Consider the following 21,156-nt stretch of genomic DNA (forward strand, 5'->3'; position numbering starts at 1 on the left):
TGGGCCGCGCCCTAGGCTGGCGCGCGTGACGAGCGACGCGCCCCGCGAGGTGCTGACCTGGGACCTGTTCGGGACGGCCGTGCGCGAGCTCGCGCAGCAGGTGGCCGACAGCGGCTACGAGCCCGAGGTCGTGCTCGCCATCGCCCGCGGCGGCCTCGTGCCCGGCGGTGCCCTCGCGTACGCGCTCGGGGTCAAGAACACCGCCGTGATGAACGTGGAGTTCTACACCGGCGTCGACGAGCGGCTGCCCGTGCCCGTGGTGCTGCCGCCGGTGCTGCAGGCCGTGGACATCGCCGGCAGCCGCGTGCTCGTCGTCGACGACGTCGCCGACTCCGGCCGGACGCTGCGCATGGTGCTCGACTTCTGCGCCGGCCACGTCAGCGAGGTCCGCTCGGCGGTCATCTACGACAAGCCCCGCTCCATCGTCGCCTGCGAGTACGTGTGGAAGCGCACCGACCGCTGGATCGACTTCCCCTGGTCCGCCCAGGGCCCCGTCACCGCGGCGCGGTGAGCGTCCGCGTCCCGTCGGCGTGGCGCCGCGTGGCGCCGCGCCGGTCCAGCAGCTCCAGCAGCGGGACGACGACGCGGCGCGTGGTGCCCAGCGCCCGCCGCGCCTCGCTGGCGGTGAAGGCCGCCGAGCGGTCTTCGAGCCCGGCCGCCAGCACCGCCGGCGCCGCCTGGGCGGCGCCGGCGGCCAGGTAGACGCCGTCGGCCACGCGCTCCAGCGCCCCGGCGCGCACCGCGGCCGCCAGCTCGCGGGGGCCCAGCCCCAGGTCGCGCAGGCGGTGCGCCTCCGGCGCCGCGTACGGCTCCCGGGCCAGGTCCGCCAGCACCGCTGTGACGGCCCGCTGCACCTGCGGCGGCAGCGCGGGCCCGGACGGGGCACCAGCGGCCACGAGCCGCCCCTCCCGCACGGCCACGGCCGGCCGCTCACCGCCGGCGCCGGCGCTGGACGCCGTGACCAGCGCCGTGACCAGGCCCGACGAGGCCAGCCCGAGCCGACGCCGCACCGCCTCCACCGGCGGACCCGGCTCCAGCGGGTGCTCCCGCAGGTGCGCCGCCAGCTCCCCGGCCAGCCGGCCCCTCAGCGCGTCGGCCAGGGAGGGGGCCAGCAGGTGGTCGCTGTCCGCCAGGACCCCCGGGGACGCGGCCAGGGCCTCCACCGCCGACCGCCGCAGCCCGAGCGCCCTCAGCTCGGCGCCGGTGGCCTGGCCGCGCCGGTCGAGCTCACCGGCCGGGTCGCCCGCCAGCACCGCGTGCTCGCCGATGCCGGCGAGCACCTGCGCGCGCTCGCGCGCCGCACCGCGGCGTGACAGCGCCGGGGGCGCGGGGTCGAGCACCAGCGCCGCCGCCAGCACCCGGTGGCCACCGGGGTCGCGGACCAGGCCGCGGTCCCCGGTGCGCAGCGGCAGCGGCGAGGCCAGCGACAGGCGGGCGTGGTGGGCGTCGAGGGGACGCAGGCGCACGGGCACCGCCGCCGTCCCGAGGTGCAGCACGAGGTGCTCCGGCCAGCGCACGTCGACGTCCGCGCCCGCGTCCCGGCCGGGGACGGGCAGCAGCCGGACGTCGGCGATCGTCGTCGTCGTGGTGGTGCCCGGGGCGCTGAGCGCGGTGCCGCGGCGCACGGCGTTCGCGGCGACCCCGCGCAGGTTCAGCGCCACGCGCGCCGGTCCGGTGGCGCTGCTGACCGGAGCGTCGAGGCTCTGCAGGCCGCGGACTCCCACGCGCTCGCCGTCCGGCAGGGCGAGCTCGTCACCGGCGCGCACCGTCCCGGCGGCCAGGGTGCCCGTGACGACGGTGCCGGCGCCGCGCAGGGAGAAGCTGCGGTCCACCCACAGGCGCACCGGCGCCGTCGGGTCCGGGCGGGGGGCCGAGGCCAGCACGCGCAGGAGGGCGCTGCGCAGCTGCGGCAGCCCCTCACCGGTGACGGCGCTGACCTCCACGCGCACCAGGTCCTCCAGGCCGGTGCCGGCGAGCTCGGTGGTGGCGCGGGCGAGCACGCGGTCGCGCTGGGCCCTGTCGGCGAGGTCGGCGCGGGTGAGCACCAGCAGGCCGCGCCGCACACCGAGGGCGGCGAGGGCGTCGAGGTGCTCGCTGGTCTGCGGCATCCACCCGCCGTCGGCGGCCACGACGAGCAGCACGGCGGGCACCTGGCCGACGCCCGCCAGCATGGTCGGCACGAACTTCTCGTGGCCGGGGACGTCGACGAACGCCACCTCGTCGTCGACGTCAGCCTCGGCGACGGTGCGATCCAGGCGGGTGTGCACGAAGCCGAGGTCGGTGGTCATGCCGCGCCGCTGCTCCTCGGCGAGGCGGTCGGGGTCGGTGCCCGTGAGGGCCCGCAGCAGGGCGGACTTGCCGTGGTCGACGTGCCCGGCGGTGGCGACGACGTGCACTCAGTCGTTCCCGCGGGTGTGCGCCCCGGCGGCCCGGGCGACGGCGGCGGCGAGGTGCTCGTCGTGCTCGGGGGCGACGGAGCGGAGGTCGAGCAGGCAGCGCCCGGCCTCGACGCGGCAGACCACGGGGGTGCGGTCCGCACCACGAGGCTGGCGCAGCGGCTCGGCGAAGGCCTGCGGGAGGCTGAGGGCCACCGAGGGCAGGACGACGCCGGGGGCCCCGCCCCCGCCCACCACCGCCTCGCTGTCGACCACCTGCACGTCGAGGTCGGGGTCGGCCGTCCGCATGACGGCCGCGCAGCGGCGGGCCCGCTCGCGGAGCTGGTCGAGGTCGGCCTCCAGGGCGGCGACCACCGGGGGAGGCGGACCGGTGAGCGTGGCCTCCAGGGCCGCCAGGGTCAGCTTGTCGACGCGCAGGGCCCTGGCCAGGGGGTGGCGTCGCAGCCGCTCGACGAGGTCGGCGCGGCCCAGGACCAGCCCGGCCTGCGGACCGCCGAGCAGCTTGTCGCCGCTGGCGGTGACGAGGTCGGCGCCGGCCCGCAGCGCGGTGGCGGCGTCGGGCTCGTCGGGGAGGTCGCGGCGAGGGGAGAGCAGGCCGGAGCCGGTGTCGACCAGCAGCGGAGCCCGCCCGGCGCAGACCCGGGCCAGGTCGGCGGTGCTGGGGGCGGAGGTGAAGCCCTCCACGCGGAAGTTGGAGGGGTGCACCTTCATCACCAGGCCCACCCGGCGGCCCTCGCGCGCGGCGGCCTCGAACGCCGCGGAGACGTCGGCGGCGGTGGTGCGGTTGGTGGTGCCGACCTCGCGCAGGCGCGCGCCGGTGGAGGCGACGAGCTCGTGCAGGCGGAAGCCGTCCCCGACCTCCACCATCTCCCCGCGGCTCATGACGACGTCGCGGTCGAGCCCGCCGCCGGCCAGCGCGGTGGCGGCGAGCACGAGCGCGGCGGCGCCGTTGTTGACCGCGTGCACCGCCTCGGCGTCGGGGACGGCGGCGGCCAGCGCGGCCGTCGCCCCCCGTCCGCGGCGGGCCCGACGTCCGGTGGCGAGGTCGAGCTCGACGTCGGTGGTGCCGGCGGCGTGCACCACGGCCTGCACCGCCGCCTGCGACAGCGGTGCGCGGCCGAGGTTGGTGTGCAGGAGCACGCCGGTGGCGTTGACGACCGGCCGCAGCGAGGAGGCGGTGGGGGGCAGGTCGTCCAGGACGGCGGCCACGACGGCGTCCAGGTCCGGGGTGAGCGCACCGTCGCGCACCCGCTGCTGGGCCCGGCCGACGGCGGCGCGCACCAGCGGACGCCCCAGGCGGGTGGCCGCGTCGGCGACGGTGGGGGAGTCGAGCACCGCGTCGGTGCGCGGCACCCGCCGGCGGACGTCAGGACCTGTCACCACCTCACCCTAGGAAGGCGGGCCGGTGACCGCTCCCGCGGCGTGGACGACGGGGCTGCGCCGCTCGAGCAGCACGACGTCGCGCCACAGCCCGGCCATCGGCCCGTGGCCCATCAGCCCCAGCCTCTCCCGCACCCCGACGACCCGGAAGCCGGCGGAGGCGTGCAGCGCGAGGCTGGCGGTGTTCTCGGGGAAGACGCCTGACTGGACGGTCCAGACGCCAGCGGCCTCAGTGGAGGCGATGAGGCCGTCCAGCAGCAGGCGGCCCACGCCGCGCCCCTGCGCGGCGGGAGCCACGTAGACAGAGTGCTCGACCACGCCCGCGTACGCGCAGCGGTCGGAGACGGGGACGACGGCGGCCCAGCCCAGCACATGGCCCGCGGCGTCGACGGCGACCAGGCGGTGCTCGGCGGCCTTCGAGGTGTCGAAGCCCTCCCAGGTGGGCGGGGCGGACTCGAAGGTGGCGTGCCCGGTGGCGATGCCGGCGGCGTAGACGTCGCGGACCGCCGGCCAGTCCGCTGGGGCCAGGGGGCGCAGCGCGACCTCGGCGCGGACCGCTCCGGGGGTGGGATGGGCGCTCACGGCCGGGGGTCCTCAGCAGGTGGTGAGCACGCCGGCCAGGGAGTCCAGCGCGCCGGGGACCAGGGAGTAGTAGGACCACACGCCGCGCTTGTCCCGGGTCAGCAGGCCCGCCTCGACGAGCACCCTGAGGTGGTGGCTGACGGTGGGCTGGGACAGGGCCAGGGGCTCGGTGAGGTCGCAGACGCAGGCCTCGCCGCCCTCGTGCGCGGCGACCAGGCTCAGCAGCCGGAGCCGGGCCGGGTCGGCCAGGGCCTTCAGCGTGCGGGCCAGCGCCACGGCGTCCTCGGGGCCGAGCGGCTCGCGCACCAGGGGTGCGCAGCACGCCACGACCTCGCCCGGGTGCGCCGCGGCGCCGGGGGCGGCGGGGGAGGTCTGCACGTCGGTCGCCATCCCGGGAGTGTGTCACCAGGCATCGATGAGTGTCTATGTTGACGCCTCCACCCGCCTGTGTCACGGTTCCATCGACACATGTCGATCCCTGCTGCGCAGCGGGGTGGGAGGTCCCTCATGAGCCCCGCCGTCCCAGCGGACGCCGGCACCGACCCGGCCGGTGCCCCGGCCGACCCTCATTCCGGCCCTCAGGCCCCCGTCCTCGCGCGCCTGTCCGCGCTCGACAGGTTCCTGCCGCTGTGGATCGTCGCCGCCATGGCCCTCGGCCTGGCCCTCGGCCGGCTGCTGCCCGGCCTGGGGAAGGCCCTGTCAGCGGTGCAGGTCGGGTCGGTGAGCCTGCCGATCGCGGTGGGCCTGCTGGTGATGATGTACCCGGTGCTGGCCAAGGTCCGCTACACCCAGCTCGGCCGCGTCACCTCCGACCGGCGCCTGCTCGTCGCCTCCCTGGCCCTGAACTGGGTGGTCGGGCCGGCGCTGATGTTCGCCCTGGCCTGGCTGCTGCTCCCCGACTCCCCGGAGTTCCGCACCGGGCTGGTGGTCGTCGGCCTGGCGCGCTGCATCGCCATGGTCCTGATCTGGAACGACCTGGCCTGCGGGGACCGGGAGGCCGCCGCCGTGCTGGTGGCGATCAACTCCGTCTTCCAGATCGTCGCGTTCGCCGCCCTCGGCTGGTTCTACCTGCAGATCCTGCCGGCCTGGCTCGGGCTGCCCACCACCGGCGCGGACTTCTCCGTCGTCGCCATCGTGGTGAGCGTGCTGGTCTTCCTCGGCATCCCCCTGCTCGCCGGCTACCTCACCCGCACCCTCGGCGAGCGCGCCGGGGGACGGGACTGGTACGAGCAGCGCTTCCTGCCCCGGCTCGGCCCCTGGGCCCTGTACGGGCTCCTGTTCACGATCGTGCTGCTCTTCGCCCTGCAGGGCGACGCCATCACCTCCGCCCCCGGTGACGTGGCCCGGATCGCGCTGCCGCTGCTGGCCTACTTCGTGGTCATGTTCGGCGGCGCCTTCGCCCTCGGCCGCGTCATCGGGCTGGACTACGCCCGCACCACCACGCTGTCCTTCACCGCCGCCGGCAACAACTTCGAGCTGGCCATCGCCGTCGCCATCGGCACCTTCGGCGCCACCTCGGGCCAGGCGCTGGCGGGAGTGGTCGGCCCGCTCATCGAGGTCCCGGTGCTGGTGGCGCTGGTCTACGTGGCGCTGTGGGCCGGTCGGCGCGCCTTCCCCGGTGACCCCACCGTCCCCGTCCCCCCGAGGAGCACCCCGTGACCACCCCGCCCCACGTCCTGTTCGTGTGCGTCCGCAACGGCGGCAAGTCCCAGATGGCCGCCGGGCTCCTGCAGCACGCCGCGGCCCAGCGCGGCGTGGCGGTGCGGGTCTCCTCCGCCGGCACCCGGGCCGGGACCTCCCTCAACGCCCAGTCGGTGGCGAGCCTGGCCGAGGTGGGCGTGGACGTCTCGGCCGCCCGGACCCACCAGCTCACCGACGACGACGTGCGCGGGGCCGACCTCGTGGTCGTCCTCGGGAGCGAGGCGCACGTCGAGCCGGTCGGGGGGACCCCCGTCGAGGTGTGGCAGACCGACGAGCCCTCCGCCCGCGGGATCGAGGGGGTGGAGCGGATGCGCCTGGTGCGCGACGACATCGCCGCGCGCGTGGAGGACCTCCTCACCCGCCTGGGCTGAACCGCCCGGCGCCGCGTGCGCGCTGCGCCCGTGATCAGGGTGGGGATGGTCGACGATGAGCGGGTGCCCGGCTCCACCCTCCTGCTCGTGCTCGACCTGGTCGGCGTGCTCGCCTTCGCCGTCGACGGCGCGCTGACCGCCTCCCGCACCGCGCGCCTGGACGTCATCGGGGTCATCACCCTGGGTGTCATCACCGCCCTCGGCGGCGGCATCATGCGTGACCTGCTCATCGGCAGGGTCCCTCCCGCCACCTTCTCCGACTGGCGCTACCTCGCCGTCGCCGCCACGGGCGGGGTGCTCGTGTGCGTGTTCGGCCACCGCATGGGCCGTCGCCGCGTGGCCCGCACCCTCACCGTGCTCGACGCCGCCGGCCTGTCCCTGTTCGCGGTCACCGGCGCCGGCACGGCGCTCGCGGCGGGCCTGGGCCCGGTGCAGGCGATCCTCCTCGGCGGCCTGACCGCCGTCGGCGGCGGCACGCTGAGGGACCTGCTGACCGGCCGGTCGCCGCAGGTGCTCAGCTCGGGCCTGTACGCCGTGCCGGCGCTGCTCGGCGCCGCCGTCGTCGTCCTGAGCGCCCAGGTCACCCACACCGACGTGGTGGGGATCGGCTCGGTGTGGGCGGTGGTGGCGGCCGGGCTGTGCTTCGCGCTGCGCATGCTGGGCGTGGTCCGCCGGATCGACCTGCCCGGACCGCGCCAGCCACCCGTTCCCTGACCCGACCAGGTGGTGGAGCGCGCCGCGGACGACGACGCGGGGCCCGCGCCCCTCAAGACCGCCGCCTGCAGCCCGATCACCTCGGTGGGCCCGGCACCGGGCCCAGCACGCAGACGGCGCCCGCCAGCGGGCCGGCGCCGCCGACCGGGGGGGCGAGCGGTGGTCTCAGCAGTGCGCGGGGTCAGGGTCGGAACGAGGCTGTCGGTGGCGCTGGGCGTGGTGCTGGCGCTGCTCGTGGCGGTCGGAGCGGTGGGCCTGGTGGGCCTGCGCAGCCAGCAGCGCGCCGCGGACACCGCCCACGAGGTCAGCACGGTGGTCCGGTACGTGCAGGACGTGCGCTACTACGACGCCGACGTCACCGGCTGGCAGGTCACCTACGCCTTCGACACCTACCGGATCGGGGTGGACGCGGCGCTCAAGGACGACGCGCCCAACCGCGCCGGCTTCCTGGCGGACAAGGCCTCGCTGCAGGCGCTGCTGGCCAAGGCGCCCACCGGGGCCATGACCGCTGACGAGCGCGCCCTCAACGACCAGCTCACCGCCAAGTGGCAGGCGTACTTCACCAGCGAGCAGCGCACGGTGGACCTGTACAGGAGCGGCGACCGGGTGGCCGCCGAGACCGAGATGCTCGACAACGGGTTCGGCATCTACGGCGAGGTGCTGACCCTCACGGCCGACCTCACCAAGTCCGTGGACGCCCGCGACGCCGCGGCCCAGGCGCTCGCGCAGAGCGAGGCCGCCAAGGCCCGCGCTCTCATCGTCGGCGCCCTGGGCGTCGCGGTGGCTGTGGTGGTCGCCCTGCTCGTGGTGCTCACCCGCAGCCTCACCGTGCCGCTGCGCCGCCTGCGCGCCGACGTCGCCGCCCTCGCCGAGGGCGACCTCACCGCGGAGCCGGTCGTCGACGGTCGTGACGAGCTCACCGACGTGGCCGACGGGCTGCGCACGGCGGTCCACGCCACCCGCGCCACCGTGAGCGACCTGCGCGGCGGCGCCGACGCCGTGGCCGACCTGTCCCGCGAGCTCACCGCCGTGGCCGGCGAGCTCGCCACCACCAACGCCGCCGCCGCCCGCTCCGGCCAGGAGGTGCGCACCGCCGCCGGAGAGGTGGCCGGCAACGTCACCACCCTGGCCGCCGGTGCCGCCGAGATGGGCAGCGCCATCCAGGCGATCGCGGAGGGCACCACCGCCGCCGCGGAGGTCTCCCGCCGGGCCGTCGAGACCGCGGACGCCACCAGCGCGTCGATGAGCGAGCTCACCACGGCCAGCGAGGCCATCGCCACCGTGGTGAAGACCATCACCGCCATCGCCGAGCAGACCAACCTCCTGGCGCTCAACGCCACCATCGAGGCCGCCCGGGCCGGCGAGATGGGCAAGGGCTTCGCCGTGGTGGCCGGTGAGGTCAAGGACCTGGCCCGCCAGACCGCGGAGGCCACGCAGGACATCACCGGCAAGGTCGGCGCCATCCAGGTGGGCAGCCGCGCGGCGAGCGAGGCGATGGCGCAGATCAGCGAGGTCATCGCCACCATCGACAGCCACCAGACGACCATCGCCGCCGCGGTGGAGGAGCAGACCGCCACCACCGCCGAGATGGCGCGCAGCGCCGCCGAGGCGGCCGCCGGCACCCACGAGATCACCGGTGTGGTGGACGGCGTGGCGACCGCGGGGGAGGCGGGGGTGCGCAGCACCGAGCGCGTGTCGGCCACGGTGGACCGGCTCACCGCCACGGTGGAGCAGCTGCGCTCGTCAGCGGCGGCGTTCCGCCTCTGAGGACGGGCGAGCGCGAGCACCGGAGGCACCGGAAGCAGCGGAGGCGGACGGGGATCGAACCCGCCAGACCGAGGTGCTCGGTCTCGTCGGCTTTGAAGGCCGCGACTCCCACCAGGTGAGCAGACGCCTCCCCGGCCCCGCTCCCGCACCGGGCGGGCGCGTGGCCGTCCCAGCAGGCTAGGCGAGCCGGGCCTGCCTAGCCTGCTGGGGTGAGCACCACCTCGCCCCTGGGGGCGACCCGCCGGCTGACCAGCTACGCGCACGGCGGGGGGTGCGCGTGCAAGATCCCGCCCGGTGAGCTGGAGGCCGCGGTCGCCGGGCTCCTCGGCCGGCAGCCGGCCGCCCCCGCCGTCGGCGGCGCGGAGCTGCTGGTCGGGCTCGACGACGGCGACGACGCGGCCGTCGTCGTCCTGCCCCCGTCGGTGGCGGGCGGGAAGGCGGTGGTCTCGACCACCGACTTCTTCACCCCCGTGGTGGACGACGCCTACGACTGGGGCCGCATCGCCGCCACCAACGCCCTGTCCGACGTGTACGCCATGGGCGCCGACCCGCTGGTGGCGCTCAACCTGCTGTGCTGGCCGCGCACCGGTGACGCGCCGCTGCCGGTGGAGCTGGCCGCGGAGGTGCTGCGCGGCGGGCTCGACGTGGCCCGCGAGGCCGGGTGCTTCGTGGCCGGCGGGCACTCCGTGGACGACCCCGAGCCGAAGTACGGCATGGCGGTCACGGGCCTGGTGGACCCGGACCGGGTGCTGCGCAACGACGCCGGCGAGGCCGGGCAGCCGCTGACGCTCACCAAGCCGCTGGGCCTGGGCGTGCTCAACAACCGGCACAAGGCGACCGGGGAGGTCTTCGAGGAGGCCGTGGCCGCCATGACCACGCTCAACCGCGACGCCGCCCGCGCGGCGCTGGCCGCCGGGGCGCGGGCCGCCACCGACGTCACGGGGTTCGGCCTGCTGGGGCACCTGTACAAGCTGGCGCGCGCGTCCGGGGTGACGGCGGTGGTCGACGCGGCCGCGGTGCCCTACCTGGCTGGGGTTCGCTCCTCGGTGGCGCAGGGGTTCGTGCCCGGGGGGTCGCGCCGCAACCTCGCCTGGGTGCAGCCCCACCTGGCCGTCGACGACGACGGCGGGCGGGTGGGCGAGGAGGAGCTGCTGCTGCTCGCCGACGCGCAGACCTCCGGCGGACTGCTCGTGGCGGCCGACCTCACGGCGGCCCTGCCGGGGTCGGCGCTCGTGGGGGAGCTGGTGCCGCGACGCGCGGACGGGGCCGTCGTCGTCGTGCGCTGACCACCCCCCTGGCCGTGATCATGGACTTCCCGCGCACCCTCCCTCGTGATCATGGGCGTTGTGCGCGGTCCACGTGGTCGCGCTGCCAGGCTGCGCAGATGCCTCAGGCTCCCAGGCCGGAATTCGGCCAGGGGAGCCCGAGGCGGCGGGCGACGTTGACCTGGCGCCGCGCCTCCCTGTTCGGGAGGTCCATGATCACGGACCGAAAGTGCTTCGGAAGTCCATGATCACGGACGGGGTGATGGGGTCAGAGGCGGCGGGCGATGCCCGGCTCGACCTCGGAGCCGCGCTGCTGCTCGCCGGCGAACGAGCTGATCACCACGAGCGTGCCGGTCAGGGCCGGGATGACCCACTGCATGAGGTCGAGCTTGCCCTGCGCCTCGACCACCTCGGCCGGGGTGCGCCTGGAGGGCTTGGTGCCGCCCTTGACGCGCGGGTCGCCGGCGGAGTCGACCACCTTGCCGAGCGCCCGCGCGTAGGCGGTCGCGCCCAGCGCCGCCACGGTCACGACGGTCTTGACGCTCGACATGGTCTTCACGCCGGGCTGGGCGGCGAGGCGCTCGCGGTTGCCGGCCAGCTGGCCCACCGAGCCGAGCAGGTGCGCGCCGATGGCGACGGCGTTGACGGGCGTCCAGCGGTTCCAGCCCGCGTTGGTGACGCGGCCGGCGTCCTTCTCGTCAGCCTCACCGGCCGCGGGGTTGAGGGCGACGGCGTTCGCGAGCGTGCCGCCGAACCAGGCGGCCAGGCCGACGTCGTGCAGGGAGCGGGACAGGGTGTTGCGTGCCATCGGGGTGCCTCCGGGAGGTCAGGCGGTCGGTGTCCGACCGGGTCCAAGTACCACCTACCCGGGGCCGGCGGGGTCACACCCGCATCACGGGGCGGTCTTCGGGGCCAGGTGCGGGTCGGCGTCGCGGCCCTCGCGCCGAGCGTCGAGGCGCTCGCGCTGGGGCACCACCGTGTACTTCGGGTCGCGGGCGGAGATCATGCCCGCCTCGTACACCCCGAACCTCGTCAGCGCGGCACCGGCGTTGAGCAGGGCCCCGGCCACCACCGACACGACCTTGCGCGCACGCTGCCCGCCCTGGGTGCGGGGCCAGACCGGCAGGTCGCTGGCCAGCGCCCCCGCGGCGCCCCCGGCCATGGCGACCCGGCTCAGGCGCAGCAGCACGCCCGCGCGACCGGTGCGGTAGGCCTCGCCGATCATCCCGACCCGCTGCTCCATGCGGTGGCTCAGCGCCAACTCCGCCACGGCTCCCGCGGCGCCCATGCGCCGCGCGGGCCCGGCCTCGGCCAGGGGCGCGGCGACCATCCCGATGCCCCCGGCGCTCGCGGCGCCGGACGCGGCGAACACGAACGGCAGCTCGGGGTAGACCGAGTGCCACGCGGGCACGGCGGTGTCGGCGATGAGGACGGCGGTGTAGGTGGCCAGCGGCGGCCCGAAGACGGCCGAGCCGATCCCGCCGACGCGCCCGGCCACCGGCAGCAGCACCGCGGCCAGGTGACCGAGCCGCTGGCCGGCGAGCTTGCGCACCAGCGGCAGCACCACGCCCGACAGCTCGTGCACCGCCGCCAGGCCGGCCCCGGTGGAGAACGGCATGAGGATCCACGAGCCCACGCTCAGGGGGGAGGTCCACTTGACCACCCGCAGCATGTTGAGGAACCGCGTGGGCATGCCGAGGTCGTCGATGAGGAGCACCACGGACACGATCGACCCGCCCGAGGCCGCCAGCCGCGCGACCTTGGCCAGCGCGGGCCGCCCCGTCGCGTCGGCCAGCGCGCCCATCACCGACGCCGCACCGCACATGCCGCCCAGGTAGAGGTACCCCGGCACCTGCGGGACCTCCCACACCGGCGTGTGGATGACCTGCCGGCCGTAGTAGGACTGGAACTCGGCGTCGGGGACGACGACGGACTCCGCCCCGCGACGCCGCCGCGGCCGGTCGCCGACGCCCCTCGTCGTCGCCCGGGGGGCGCCCTGCTCGCTGGGCTGCTCGCTCACGGGCGCCGTCCCAGGAAGGACAGCGCCACCACGCCGAACAGCGCTCCCGCCGCGGCCGCGGCGTGCCGCCACATCGACGGCAGGGCCTGGGTGGTCACCACCGGGTCCGGCGGGAGGCCGTAGACCTCCGGGTCGTCCAGCAGCAGGAAGAACGCGCCGTCACCGCCGACCCCGTCGCCGGGGTCGCGCCCGTACAGCTGCGCCTTCGGCTCGCCCTTCGCCTGCAGCTCCGCCAGGCGCGCGTCGGCGCGCTCGCGCAGCTCGTCGAGCGGCCCGTACTGGATCGACTCGGTGGGGCACGCGGTGGCGCAGGCCGGCTGCTTGTCGGCGCCGATCCGGTCGTAGCAGAGCGTGCACTTGTGGGCGCGGCCGGTGGACTCGCGCTTGCCGATGACGCCGTAGGGGCAGGCGGAGACGCAGTAGCCGCAGCCGTTGCAGACGTCGTCCTGAACGACGACGGTGCCGAACTCCGTGCGGAACAGCGCCCCCGTCGGGCAGACGTCCAGGCAGGCGGCGTGGGTGCAGTGCTTGCAGACGTCGGAGCTCATGAGCCACCGGACGCCCTCGATGGAACCCGACGGGCCCTGCTCGCCGGCGCTCTCGTGCGGCGGGCGCGTGACCTCCGGCTCGAGGAAGCCCTCGGGCCTGATGCTCGGCATCCCCAGGCTCACCGCGGGCTTCGCGTTCTGGGGCTCCGTGGCCGCCGGGGCGGCCTGCTCGACGAACGCGACGTGCCGCCACGTGCTCGCCCCGAGCATCGTCGAGTTGTCGTAGGACCACCCCGTGAGGTCCATCTCGCCGGTGGCGGGGACCTCGTTCCACTCCTTGCACGCCACCTCGCAGGCCTTGCAGCCGATGCACACGGAGGTGTCGGTGAAGAACCCCATCCGCGGCGGGTGGTCCTCGCCGTACCCGGAGTGCGACGCCGGGTCGTAGGACTCCCCGGTGGAGCGGGGCGTGGTGCTCGTCATGCCGTGCCTTCCTTCGAACCGCCGCGCGGGGTCGGCACGTCGTCGTCGGTGGGCAGTCCCGCCGCGGCGCGGCGCTGCGCGACGAACTCCACCAGCGCGGGCCCGCGGGGCCGGCGTCCGGGGACGACGTCGCACGCGCCGACCTTGTCCTGGATGTGCGTGTTGGGGTCCAGGAGGATCTCCACCAGCTCGTTCGCGGCGTCGCCGCGGCTGATGCCGTTCGGACCCCAGTGCCACGGGATGCCCACCTGGTGCACCACCTGCACCTGGCCGCCGTCCTCGCCGCCGCCGGGCAGGCGCAGCGGGCGGAGGCGCGGGGTGACCATGACGCGCGCCTCGATGGCGGAGCGCGGCGTGACGACGGTCGCCCACCCCTGGTGCTCGAGCCCGCGCTCGCGCGCCAGCTCGGCGGAGACCTCGATGAACATCTCCGGCTGCAGCTCCGACAGGTACGGCAGCGTGCGGCTCATGCCGCCGGCGGTGTGGTGCTCGGTGAGGCGGTAGGTGGTGAAGACGAAGGGGTAGACGTCCGAGCGCGTCGGCACACCGCGGTTGCCGGGACGGGGGAACGCCCGCCGCGTGGGGTTGTAGACCTGGCCCGGGTGCAGCGGGTTGCCCACGGGCGACTCGGCGCCCTCGTAGTGCGTGGGCAGCGGGCCGTCCACGACGCCGGACGGCGCGAACAGCCACGCCTTGCCGTCGGCCTGCATGATGAACGGGTCTCGCCCGGCGATCGCCTCGGGACCGCGCGCCCCGGCGGGCGGCACGTACGACGGCGGCTTGGTGGCCTCGAAGTCGGGCACGTCGTGCCCGACCCACTTCCGCTGCTCCTCGTCCCACCAGACGAGTGCCTTGCGCTCGCTCCACGGCCTGCCGTCCGGGTCGGCCGAGGCGCGGTTGTACAGCTGGCGCCGGTTGGCGGGCCACGCCCAGCCCCACTCCGCCGCCACCCAGTCCTGCTCGGACCCGGGCTTGCGGCGCGCGGTCTGGTTCACCTCGTCCGCGAAGGCGCCGCAGTAGATCCAGCAGCCCGAGCGCGTGGTCCCGTCGGACTTCAGCTCCGTGTAGGACGACAGGGCGCGGTCGACCACGGTGCCGTCGTCGTCGACGTGGGTCTCGGTGCCGCTGATCTCGCGCAGCACCGCCTCGCCGTCGGGCTCCCAGCTGAGCGGGTCCGACGCCGGGCCGAAGGCCTCCTCCTCCACCGGGTAGTCCCAGGTGAGGTCGAGCAGCGGCCTGTCGCGCGGGTCCGTGGAGGCCGCGAGCTTCTCCCGCAGGATCCGCCCGAGGTGCCAGTAGAACCACAGCTCGCTGCGCGACTCACCCGGCGGCGAGACCGCCTGGTGGCGCCACTGCAGCAGCCGCTGGGTCTGCGTGAACGTGCCGGCCTTCTCGACGTGGCTGGCCGCGGGCAGGAAGAAGACCTCGGTGCCGATGTCCTCGGTGCGCAGCTCACCGGTCTCGATCTCCGGCCCGTCCTTCCAGAACGTGGCCGACTCGATCATCTGCAGGTCGCGCACCACGAGCCACTTGAGGTTGGCCATGCCCAGGCGCTGCAGCCGGGCGTTCGCCGAGCCCACCGCCGGGTTCTGCCCCAGCAGGAAGTACCCGTCGACCTTCCCGTCCACCATGTCCATCACCGTGCGGTACGTGCCGTGGTCGCCGGAGATGCGCGGCAGGTAGTCGAAGGCGAAGTCGTTCTCGGGCTGCGCGGCGTCGCCCCACCACGACTTCAGCAGGCTGACCGAGTAGTCGCGGATGTTGCCCCAGAACCCGGCCAGGTCCTCCGACGTGGCCACGTAGGAGTCGACGTCGTCCTGACCGACCTTGGGCATCGGCAGGTAGCCCGACCACAGGTTGAACAGCGTCGGGATGTCGGTGGAGCCCTGGATGCTCGCGTGCCCGCGCAGCGCCAGGATCCCGCCGCCGGGGCGGCCGATGTTGCCCAGCAGCGTCTGCAGGATCGCCGAGGTGCGGATGTACTGCGCGCCCTGGGAGTGGTGGGTCCAGCCCACCGCGTACGCCAGCGCCGTGGTGCGCTCCCGCCCGGAGTTCTCCACCAGCGCCCGGGCGACCTGGAGGAACGCGTCCTGCGGGGTGCCGCAGATGCGCTCCACCATCTCCGGGGTGTACCGGGCGAAGTGCCGCTTGAGGATCTGGAACACCGTGCGCGGGTGCTGCAGGGTCTCGTCGCGCTCGGGCTTGGACCCGATGGTCGCGCCGCCGCTGCCGTACTGGTCCGCACCCGCTGTCGCCCGGTGCTGAGCGCCGCCGTCGGACGCGTCGTCGTCGTGACGGTCGGACGGGGAGCCCACCGCCTGCGAGCGGTCCCCGGCGGCGGCCGCGTCCTGCGCGCCCTGGTAGGCCCAGCTGGCCGGGTCGTAGCTGCGGGTCTCCTCGTCCCAGCCGGAGAACAGCCCGGTGGGGTCGGTGGACAGCCCGTCCTCGCCGGGGTCCTCGGTGTCGCGGTAGTCCTCGCCGACGATCGAGGCGGCGTTGGTGTACGCCACCACGTAGTCGTGGAAGTACGCGTCGTTGGCGAGCACGTGGTTGACCAGGCCGCCCAGGAAGGCGATGTCCGTGCCCGCGCGCAGCGGCACGTGCAGGTCGGCCACGGCCGAGGTGCGCGTGAACCGCGGGTCGACGTGGATGACCTTCGCGCCGCGGCGCTTGGCCTCCATCACCCACTGGAAGCCCACCGGGTGCGCCTCGGCCATGTTGCTGCCCTGGATGAGGATGCAGTCAGCGTGGACGAGGTCCTGGAGGAAGGTGGTGGCCCCTCCGCGGCCGAACGAGGTCCCCAGACCGGGGACGGTGGAGGAGTGTCATATCCGGGCCTGGTTCTCGATCTGCACAGCGCCCAGGGCGGTGTACAGCTTCTTCATGAGGTAGTTCTCTTCGTTGTCGAGCGTCGCGCCGCCCAGGCTCGCGAAGCCCAGCGTCCGGCGGAGCTTGCGGCCCTTCTCGTCCAGCTCCTGCCAGCCGTCGCGGCGGGCCTGCAGGACGCGGTCGGCGATCATGTCCATCGCCGTCGCCAGCGGCAGGTCCTCCCAGTCGGTGCCGCCCGGGCGCCGGTAGCGCACCGTGGTGACGCGGGTGGGGGAGGTGACCAGGCTCTTGCTGGCGCTGCCCTTGGGGCACAGCCGGCCGCGGCTGATGGGGGAGTCGGGGTCGCCCTCGATCTGGACGACCTTCTCGTCCTTGACGTACACGTCCTGGCCGCAGCCCACCGCGCAGAAGGGGCAGACGCTCTTGACCACGCGGTCGGCGGTCTCGGTGCGGGCGGTGGTCGCGTCGGTGTGCGCCGTGCGGACCGCGGCGCCGTGAGCGGTCTTGTCGCTGCCCGTCACCTGGCGCAGCACGGGCCACAGCCCGGTCACGCGCTGTCCCAGCGAGCGCGCCCGTCCTTGCGGCGGAGTGCTCGCCCGACGTCCCTCGTCGATGGCCACGCGCACAGCAGAACACGCGTCCGCCCGCGCGGCAACGCCACCCCCCCCCACCTGACGCGCGACGATCAAGCACCACCGCGCCACATCCCGACCGCGGCGACCCCGGGTGAGACGCTCAGGTCCTTGATCGTCGTGCTGAGTGGGCAGGCCCAGTTCCGGTGGGCAGGCTGACGTCCGGGTCAGGGCCTTGAAGCGGACGCCAGCCTGCCCAGCGGGTGCCAGCTTCCCGACCGGCCGCTGCGTGGTGGCGCGGAGGTGCTTGACCGTGGCTGGGGCTCGGGATCAGCTGGTGATGTCCTTGCGCTCGAAGCCGACCACCGCGAGCACCCCGAACACCACGGTGAGGACCAGCGAGGTCGCCAGCCCGCGCACCATGTCGTCCCACACCACGCCCGGCTGCAGCAGCGCCGTCCAGGCGCCGGCGTCGTAGGTGGGCAGCCACGTGCGCAGGTCACCGAGCGCCGTGATGGACGCCAGGATCGCCGAGAGGATGTTGGCCAGCACCGCCCCGCCCACCGCGCCCAGCGGGGCGTCGGTGCGGGTGCCCAGCCAGAACGCCAGCGCCCCCACCCAGGACAGCTGGACGACGACGTACGCCGTGGCCAGTCCCAGCCGCCCCAGCGCCTCCCAGGCGCCCAGGGCGTCGCCCAGCGGGCTGGTCAGCGGGCCCCAGCCGTAGGCGACCGCGCCGACCGCCAGGCACACGAGGATGAAGGCGACGATCCCCAGCGTCGCCGACGCCGACGCCACCACCGCCTTGACCGCCAGCAGACGCCGCCGCCCCACGGGCGCCGCGAGCAGGTAGCGCAGCGAGGACCAGCTGGCCTCGGCCGCCACGGTGTCACCCGCGAACAGCGCCACGAGGACGACGAAGAGGAAGCCCGAGGCCGCCAGCAGCGCGAACACCGCGAAGTTCACCGCGCTGGAGGTGGCCAGGTCAACGAAGGAGGTGCCGCCGCCGTCGTCGCTGCCCAGCGCGAACGCTCCGACCAGCAGCAGCGGCAGCGCCACCACCAGCACGCCCACCCAGCGGGTGCGCCGCCGCGAGAGCTGGCGCGCCACCTCCACGCGCAGCGGCAGCGCCCCGCTCACGGGGCGGCCACCAGCTCGAGGAAGACCTCCTCCAGGTGCCGCTGCGGCACCACGAGGTCCACCTGCACGCCCTCGGCGACCAGCGCGGCCACCAGGGGGCCGGTCCCGGACGCCCCGGGCGCCACGAGCACGCCGCCGTCGCGCGCGCCGAGCACGCGCCCGCCGTCGTCGTCGCGACCCAGCACCTCGCGCAGCACCGCCGCGGCCCGGTCCACCTGTCCCTCGCCCACCCTGACCAGCACCTCTCCCGACCCGGCCACCAGCTCCGCCACGGACCCCGCCGCCAGCACCTTCCCGCGCGCCATGACCACCGCGTGGCTGCAGGTGGCCTCGACCTCCGAGAGCAGGTGGGAGGACACGAGCACGGTGCGGCCGGTGGCGGCGTAGTCGCGCAGCACCTGGCGCATGGCGGTGATCTGCGGCGGGTCGAGGCCGTTGGTCGGCTCGTCGAGCACGAGCAGGTCGGGGAACCCGAGCATCGCCTGGGCGATGCCGAGCCGCTGCCGCATGCCCTGGCTGTAGCCGCGCACGCGCCGGTGCACGGCGTCACCGAGCCCGGCGACCTCCAGGGCCTCCTCGAAGCGCGCGTCGGCCTCGGGTCGGCCGGTGGAGGCCCAGAACAGCCGCAGGTTGGCCATGCCCGACAGGTGCGGCAGGAAGCCCGGCCCCTCCACCAGCGCCCCCACCCGCGCCAGCACCGGCGACCCGGGCCGCACCCGCTGCCCCAGCACCTCCAGCGACCCGGCGCTCGGGCGCAGCAGCCCCATGAGCATGCGCAGCGTGGTGGTCTTGCCCGCGCCGTTGGGCCCGAGCAGGCCCACCACCTGCCCGCGGCGCACCGTGAACGACACCCCGTCCACCGCGCGGAACCCGTCGCCGTAGACCTTCTCCAGGTCCCTGACCTGCAGCACCACGTCGTCCGGTGCCGCCTGCGGCTCAGGGGCGGCAGCGGCGCCAGCAGCAGGAGGACGACGACGACGGCGGACCGCGTCGACCAGCGCCAGCGCCAGCGCCGCGAGCACCACACCGGCGAGGGTGAGCACGTGCGCCCAGGGGACGGCCACGGAGTCACCGGAGCGCTCGGCGGCCGCGGCGGGAGCGGCGGCCACCGACAGCTGCCCGCCGCCCGTGCCGCCCGTGCCGCCGGCCAGGCCGATCGCGTAGACGCGCGGGTCGGTGGGCACGGCGTAGGCGGAGTCGGTGGTGGCCACCACCAGGCGCAGCCGGTGCCCGGCCGCGACGTCGCGCACCACGGCGGGCAGCGTGACGTCCACGGAGGTGGGCCGCCCGGGCGTGGTGGACACCCGCACCGGCGCCACCAGCCCCGACGGCAGCGCGGAGCTGCCGTCGGGGCTGACGTCGGACAGGGAGGCGAAGAGCACGGCGTCGGTGGTGTTCGACGTCACCGACAGCCGCACCGACGAGGAGCCGAGCAGCGTCAGCGGCGCCGCCAGCGGCGCGGTCTCGAAGACGGCGGCCTGACCGGGCAGCACCGCGGTGCTGAACCCGCCGCCGGCGGCCAGGCCCACCAGGGAGGCGACGTCGCCGATGCCCGGCAGCGCCGTCATCGCCGCCGGACGCCCGCCGGCGGGGGAGAGCACCACCTGCTGGCCCTGCTGGGCGCTCTGCTGGCCCTGCTGGGCGTCCTGCTGCTGGCCGGACCGGTCACCCGAGGGGCTCGCCGGTGACAGCGCCAGCTGCTGGCCCGTGCCCCCGAGCGCGGGCACGGCGTCGAGCGTGCGCTCCGCGGGCGCCGACCCGCCGCTGCCCCCGCTGCCACCACCCTGTCCGCCGCCGCCGCGGCCGCCGAAGAGGCTCTGCTGGGGCACCGCCACCGAGAACGCCGCTGTCGTCGAGCCGGTGGAGCTGGTCCGCTCGCCCTCACCGCCGGCCTGCGGGCGCAGGTGCTGGTCGAACCAGGTCTTCGCGCGGGACTCGAAGGCCGCGCCGTCGAAGCCGCCGTCGTGGCCGCCGCCCACCCAGGCCACCGAGACCGGGGCGCCCGAGCGCTGCGCGGCCTGGGCGTTGGCCAGGGAGTCGCCCAGGCCGAAGAGGGAGTCGCCCTCGCCCTGCACGAGCAGCACCGCGGCGCGGCTGGACGGCAGCACGGCGGCCGGTGCCGAGCGCGCCAGCTGCGCGCGGAGCCCGTCCGGCACCACGCCGGTCTCGGCGGCCTGCAGGTAGCCGCGGCACAGGTCCGCGGCGAGGCGCCCGCACGCCGCCATCGACGCGTCGAGACCGCTGGCCGCGGAGCCGCTCGACGCGGAGCCGGTCGCCGAGGCACTCCCCGAGGCGCCGCCCGTCGTGCTCGAGCGGGCCCCCTGGAGGGCGCTGCCGGTGAGGCTGGTCAGCAGCTGCGAAGCCCATCCCGCCTTGAAGACCCCACCGGGCTGGCCCTGGGCGCCCTGCGGGTCGAGCGCCGAGGACAGGTCCGACCACGTGATGCCCGAGGCCACGGCGTCGACCCGCGGGTCCGTGCCCGCCAGCAGCAGGCCCACGGCGCCCCCGTAGGAGGCTCCGGCCACCCCGACGCGCGGGTCCCCGGGGCCGTCCTGCTCGACCTCGGGGCGCTGGGCGAGCAGGTCCACCAGGGCGCGGGCGTCGGCGACCTCGTAGTCGGGGTCGTCCAGGTGCACGGACCCGCCGGAGGCGCCGAACCCGCGCGCCGTGTACGCCAGAGCGACGTACCCCGCCTGCGCCAGCGAGCGGCCCTGCCCGGCGAGGTCGGCCTTGGAGCCTCCGAAGCCGTGCGCCAGGACCACGGCGGGCGCGGGTGAGGCCTGGCTGGCGGTGTCGGGCACGTAGAGCGTCGCGTCGAGGGAGACCTGCTGGCCGCCGGGCTCGGGGCCCACCGGCACCGAGAGCACGTCCTCGCGCACCCCCTCGGCGCTCGCGCTGCCGCTGGCGCGCGCGCTGCCGCTGGCGCTCGCGGAGGTGGCCGCCGCCGCGGGGGCGGTCACGGCGGAGGCGCCGAGCGCTCCCGCCAGCAGCCCGCCCACCGCGACCAGCGCCGCAGTCCGGGCGCGCACCTTCTCCAGGGGCCCGCGGACGCGGCCCCCGAGCGACGTTCGAGACACCTCGTGAGCATGCCCTGCGATCGCGGGTGCGGCGCGCAGGGCCCGCCGGGCGCTCACCCGCCCGCCGGGCGGCGTCCGGGGCCCGCGGGTGGGCTGCGGGCCAGGTCGTCGCCATGTGGTCACGCTGGGTCACTGGCTGTCACCGGATGCCTGTGACGTCTGCCACGTCCGGCCTGCTGCGGCCCCGGATCCGGCGCGGGGGGTGGCGGGTCGGTGCGATCACGGTCACGATGGGTCACCTGGCAGCACCGCCGGTCGGTCGACCGGGCGACAGGGGAACAACCGCTGGCGCGCAGGCGCTGTCCAGGCATCGGACCCACCGTGGAGCCGGCGAGACCCGCCGGCCCTGCGGCAGTCCCACCGAACCCGCC

General features: G+C 75.7%; 16 protein-coding genes and 1 tRNA gene. 6 read left to right on the plus strand and 11 right to left on the minus strand.

Annotation, left to right across the window (positions count from 1 at the left end; translation table 11 throughout):
- Positions 1-25: 25 nt before the first annotated feature.
- Positions 26-511: a phosphoribosyltransferase gene (locus tag H7K62_RS05020; RefSeq protein WP_370591610.1), complete on the plus strand. Its 486-nt coding sequence runs from the start codon at positions 26-28 to the stop codon at positions 509-511.
- Here H7K62_RS05020 and selB read toward each other — a convergent pair.
- Genes selB through H7K62_RS05040 form a run of 4 tightly spaced genes read right to left on the minus strand, consistent with a single transcriptional unit; the run spans position 495 to position 4,748 of the window.
- The gene (gene selB / locus H7K62_RS23560) at positions 495-2,396 is read right to left on the minus strand and encodes a selenocysteine-specific translation elongation factor (RefSeq protein WP_186716831.1); all 1,902 of its coding nucleotides are present in this window, start codon (positions 2,394-2,396) and stop codon (positions 495-497) included. The two genes, H7K62_RS05020 and selB, sit on opposite strands and share 17 nt — an antisense overlap.
- A complete protein-coding gene (gene selA / locus H7K62_RS05030; RefSeq protein WP_370591611.1) occupies positions 2,397-3,776 on the minus strand; it encodes an L-seryl-tRNA(Sec) selenium transferase in 1,380 nt (459 codons plus the stop codon).
- A gap of 9 nt (positions 3,777-3,785) precedes the next feature.
- On the minus strand, positions 3,786-4,358 hold the full coding sequence (locus tag H7K62_RS05035; protein ID WP_186716833.1) for a GNAT family N-acetyltransferase: 573 nt from the start codon (positions 4,356-4,358) through the stop codon (positions 3,786-3,788).
- 12 nt (positions 4,359-4,370) lie between these two features.
- The gene (locus H7K62_RS05040; protein ID WP_186716834.1) at positions 4,371-4,748 is read right to left on the minus strand and encodes an ArsR/SmtB family transcription factor; all 378 of its coding nucleotides are present in this window, start codon (positions 4,746-4,748) and stop codon (positions 4,371-4,373) included.
- A gap of 117 nt (positions 4,749-4,865) precedes the next feature.
- On the opposite strand from H7K62_RS05040, the gene arsB reads away from it, so the two are divergent.
- The 4 genes from arsB (at position 4,866) to H7K62_RS23565 (ending at position 8,911) form a co-directional block, all read left to right on the plus strand.
- Positions 4,866-6,017: an ACR3 family arsenite efflux transporter gene (arsB, locus tag H7K62_RS05045; RefSeq protein ID WP_186716835.1), complete on the plus strand. Its 1,152-nt coding sequence runs from the start codon at positions 4,866-4,868 to the stop codon at positions 6,015-6,017.
- Positions 6,014-6,430 carry an arsenate-mycothiol transferase ArsC gene (locus H7K62_RS05050; protein ID WP_186716836.1) on the plus strand — a complete coding sequence of 139 codons (417 nt, stop codon included), beginning with the start codon at positions 6,014-6,016 and terminating at the stop codon, positions 6,428-6,430. Before arsB ends, H7K62_RS05050 begins: the two co-directional genes overlap by 4 nt.
- A gap of 63 nt (positions 6,431-6,493) precedes the next feature.
- Positions 6,494-7,144, plus strand: a complete 651-nt coding sequence (locus H7K62_RS05055; protein ID WP_222437101.1) for a trimeric intracellular cation channel family protein — start codon at positions 6,494-6,496, stop codon at positions 7,142-7,144.
- A gap of 171 nt (positions 7,145-7,315) precedes the next feature.
- Positions 7,316-8,911 (plus strand): methyl-accepting chemotaxis protein, encoded by a 1,596-nt coding sequence (locus tag H7K62_RS23565; protein ID WP_370591633.1) that lies wholly within the window; start codon positions 7,316-7,318, stop codon positions 8,909-8,911.
- Between the two features lie 37 nt (positions 8,912-8,948).
- On the opposite strand, the gene H7K62_RS05065 is transcribed toward H7K62_RS23565, so the two are convergent.
- Positions 8,949-9,042 (minus strand) — tRNA-Sec (locus H7K62_RS05065).
- Between the two features lie 96 nt (positions 9,043-9,138).
- On the opposite strand from H7K62_RS05065, the gene selD reads away from it, so the two are divergent.
- Complete coding sequence (gene selD, locus H7K62_RS05070) at positions 9,139-10,197, plus strand: selenide, water dikinase SelD (RefSeq protein ID WP_186717056.1); 1,059 nt, start codon at positions 9,139-9,141, stop codon at positions 10,195-10,197.
- Between the two features lie 247 nt (positions 10,198-10,444).
- On the opposite strand, the gene H7K62_RS05075 is transcribed toward selD, so the two are convergent.
- The 6 genes from H7K62_RS05075 to H7K62_RS05105 form a co-directional block, all read right to left on the minus strand.
- Entirely contained in the window at positions 10,445-10,984 is a 540-nt protein-coding gene (locus tag H7K62_RS05075; protein ID WP_186716839.1) for a hypothetical protein, read from the minus strand.
- A gap of 84 nt (positions 10,985-11,068) precedes the next feature.
- Positions 11,069-12,196: an NrfD/PsrC family molybdoenzyme membrane anchor subunit gene (gene nrfD / locus H7K62_RS05080; protein WP_186716840.1), complete on the minus strand. Its 1,128-nt coding sequence runs from the start codon at positions 12,194-12,196 to the stop codon at positions 11,069-11,071.
- Positions 12,193-13,167, minus strand: a complete 975-nt coding sequence (locus H7K62_RS05085) for a 4Fe-4S dicluster domain-containing protein (protein WP_186716841.1) — start codon at positions 13,165-13,167, stop codon at positions 12,193-12,195. The genes nrfD and H7K62_RS05085 overlap by 4 nt, the downstream gene beginning before the upstream one ends.
- Positions 13,164-16,559, minus strand: coding sequence for a formate dehydrogenase (gene fdh, locus H7K62_RS05090; protein WP_255479675.1), 3,396 nt, complete (start codon positions 16,557-16,559; stop codon positions 13,164-13,166). The genes H7K62_RS05085 and fdh overlap by 4 nt, the downstream gene beginning before the upstream one ends.
- Before the next feature lie 339 nt (positions 16,560-16,898).
- Entirely contained in the window at positions 16,899-17,708 is an 810-nt protein-coding gene (locus H7K62_RS05100) for an ABC transporter permease (RefSeq protein ID WP_186716842.1), read from the minus strand.
- Positions 17,705-20,785: an alpha/beta fold hydrolase gene (locus H7K62_RS05105; protein ID WP_186716843.1), complete on the minus strand. Its 3,081-nt coding sequence runs from the start codon at positions 20,783-20,785 to the stop codon at positions 17,705-17,707. The genes H7K62_RS05100 and H7K62_RS05105 overlap by 4 nt, the downstream gene beginning before the upstream one ends.
- Positions 20,786-21,156: the final 371 nt, after the last annotated feature.

The sequence above is a fragment of the Quadrisphaera sp. RL12-1S genome (genome assembly GCF_014270065.1).
Lineage (GTDB): Bacteria > Actinomycetota > Actinomycetes > Actinomycetales > Quadrisphaeraceae > Quadrisphaera.

Excerpts from the sequence above, each read along its gene's own strand:
- arsB (WP_186716835.1), top strand. The coding sequence starts at position 4,866 with ATGAGCCCCGCCGTCCCAGCGGACGCCGGCACCGACCCGGCCGGTGCC.
- H7K62_RS05040 (WP_186716834.1), bottom strand. The coding sequence starts at position 4,748 with ATGGCGACCGACGTGCAGACCTCCCCCGCCGCCCCCGGCGCCGCGGCG.
- H7K62_RS05085 (WP_186716841.1), bottom strand. The coding sequence starts at position 13,167 with ATGACGAGCACCACGCCCCGCTCCACCGGGGAGTCCTACGACCCGGCG.
- H7K62_RS05075 (WP_186716839.1), bottom strand. The coding sequence starts at position 10,984 with ATGGCACGCAACACCCTGTCCCGCTCCCTGCACGACGTCGGCCTGGCC.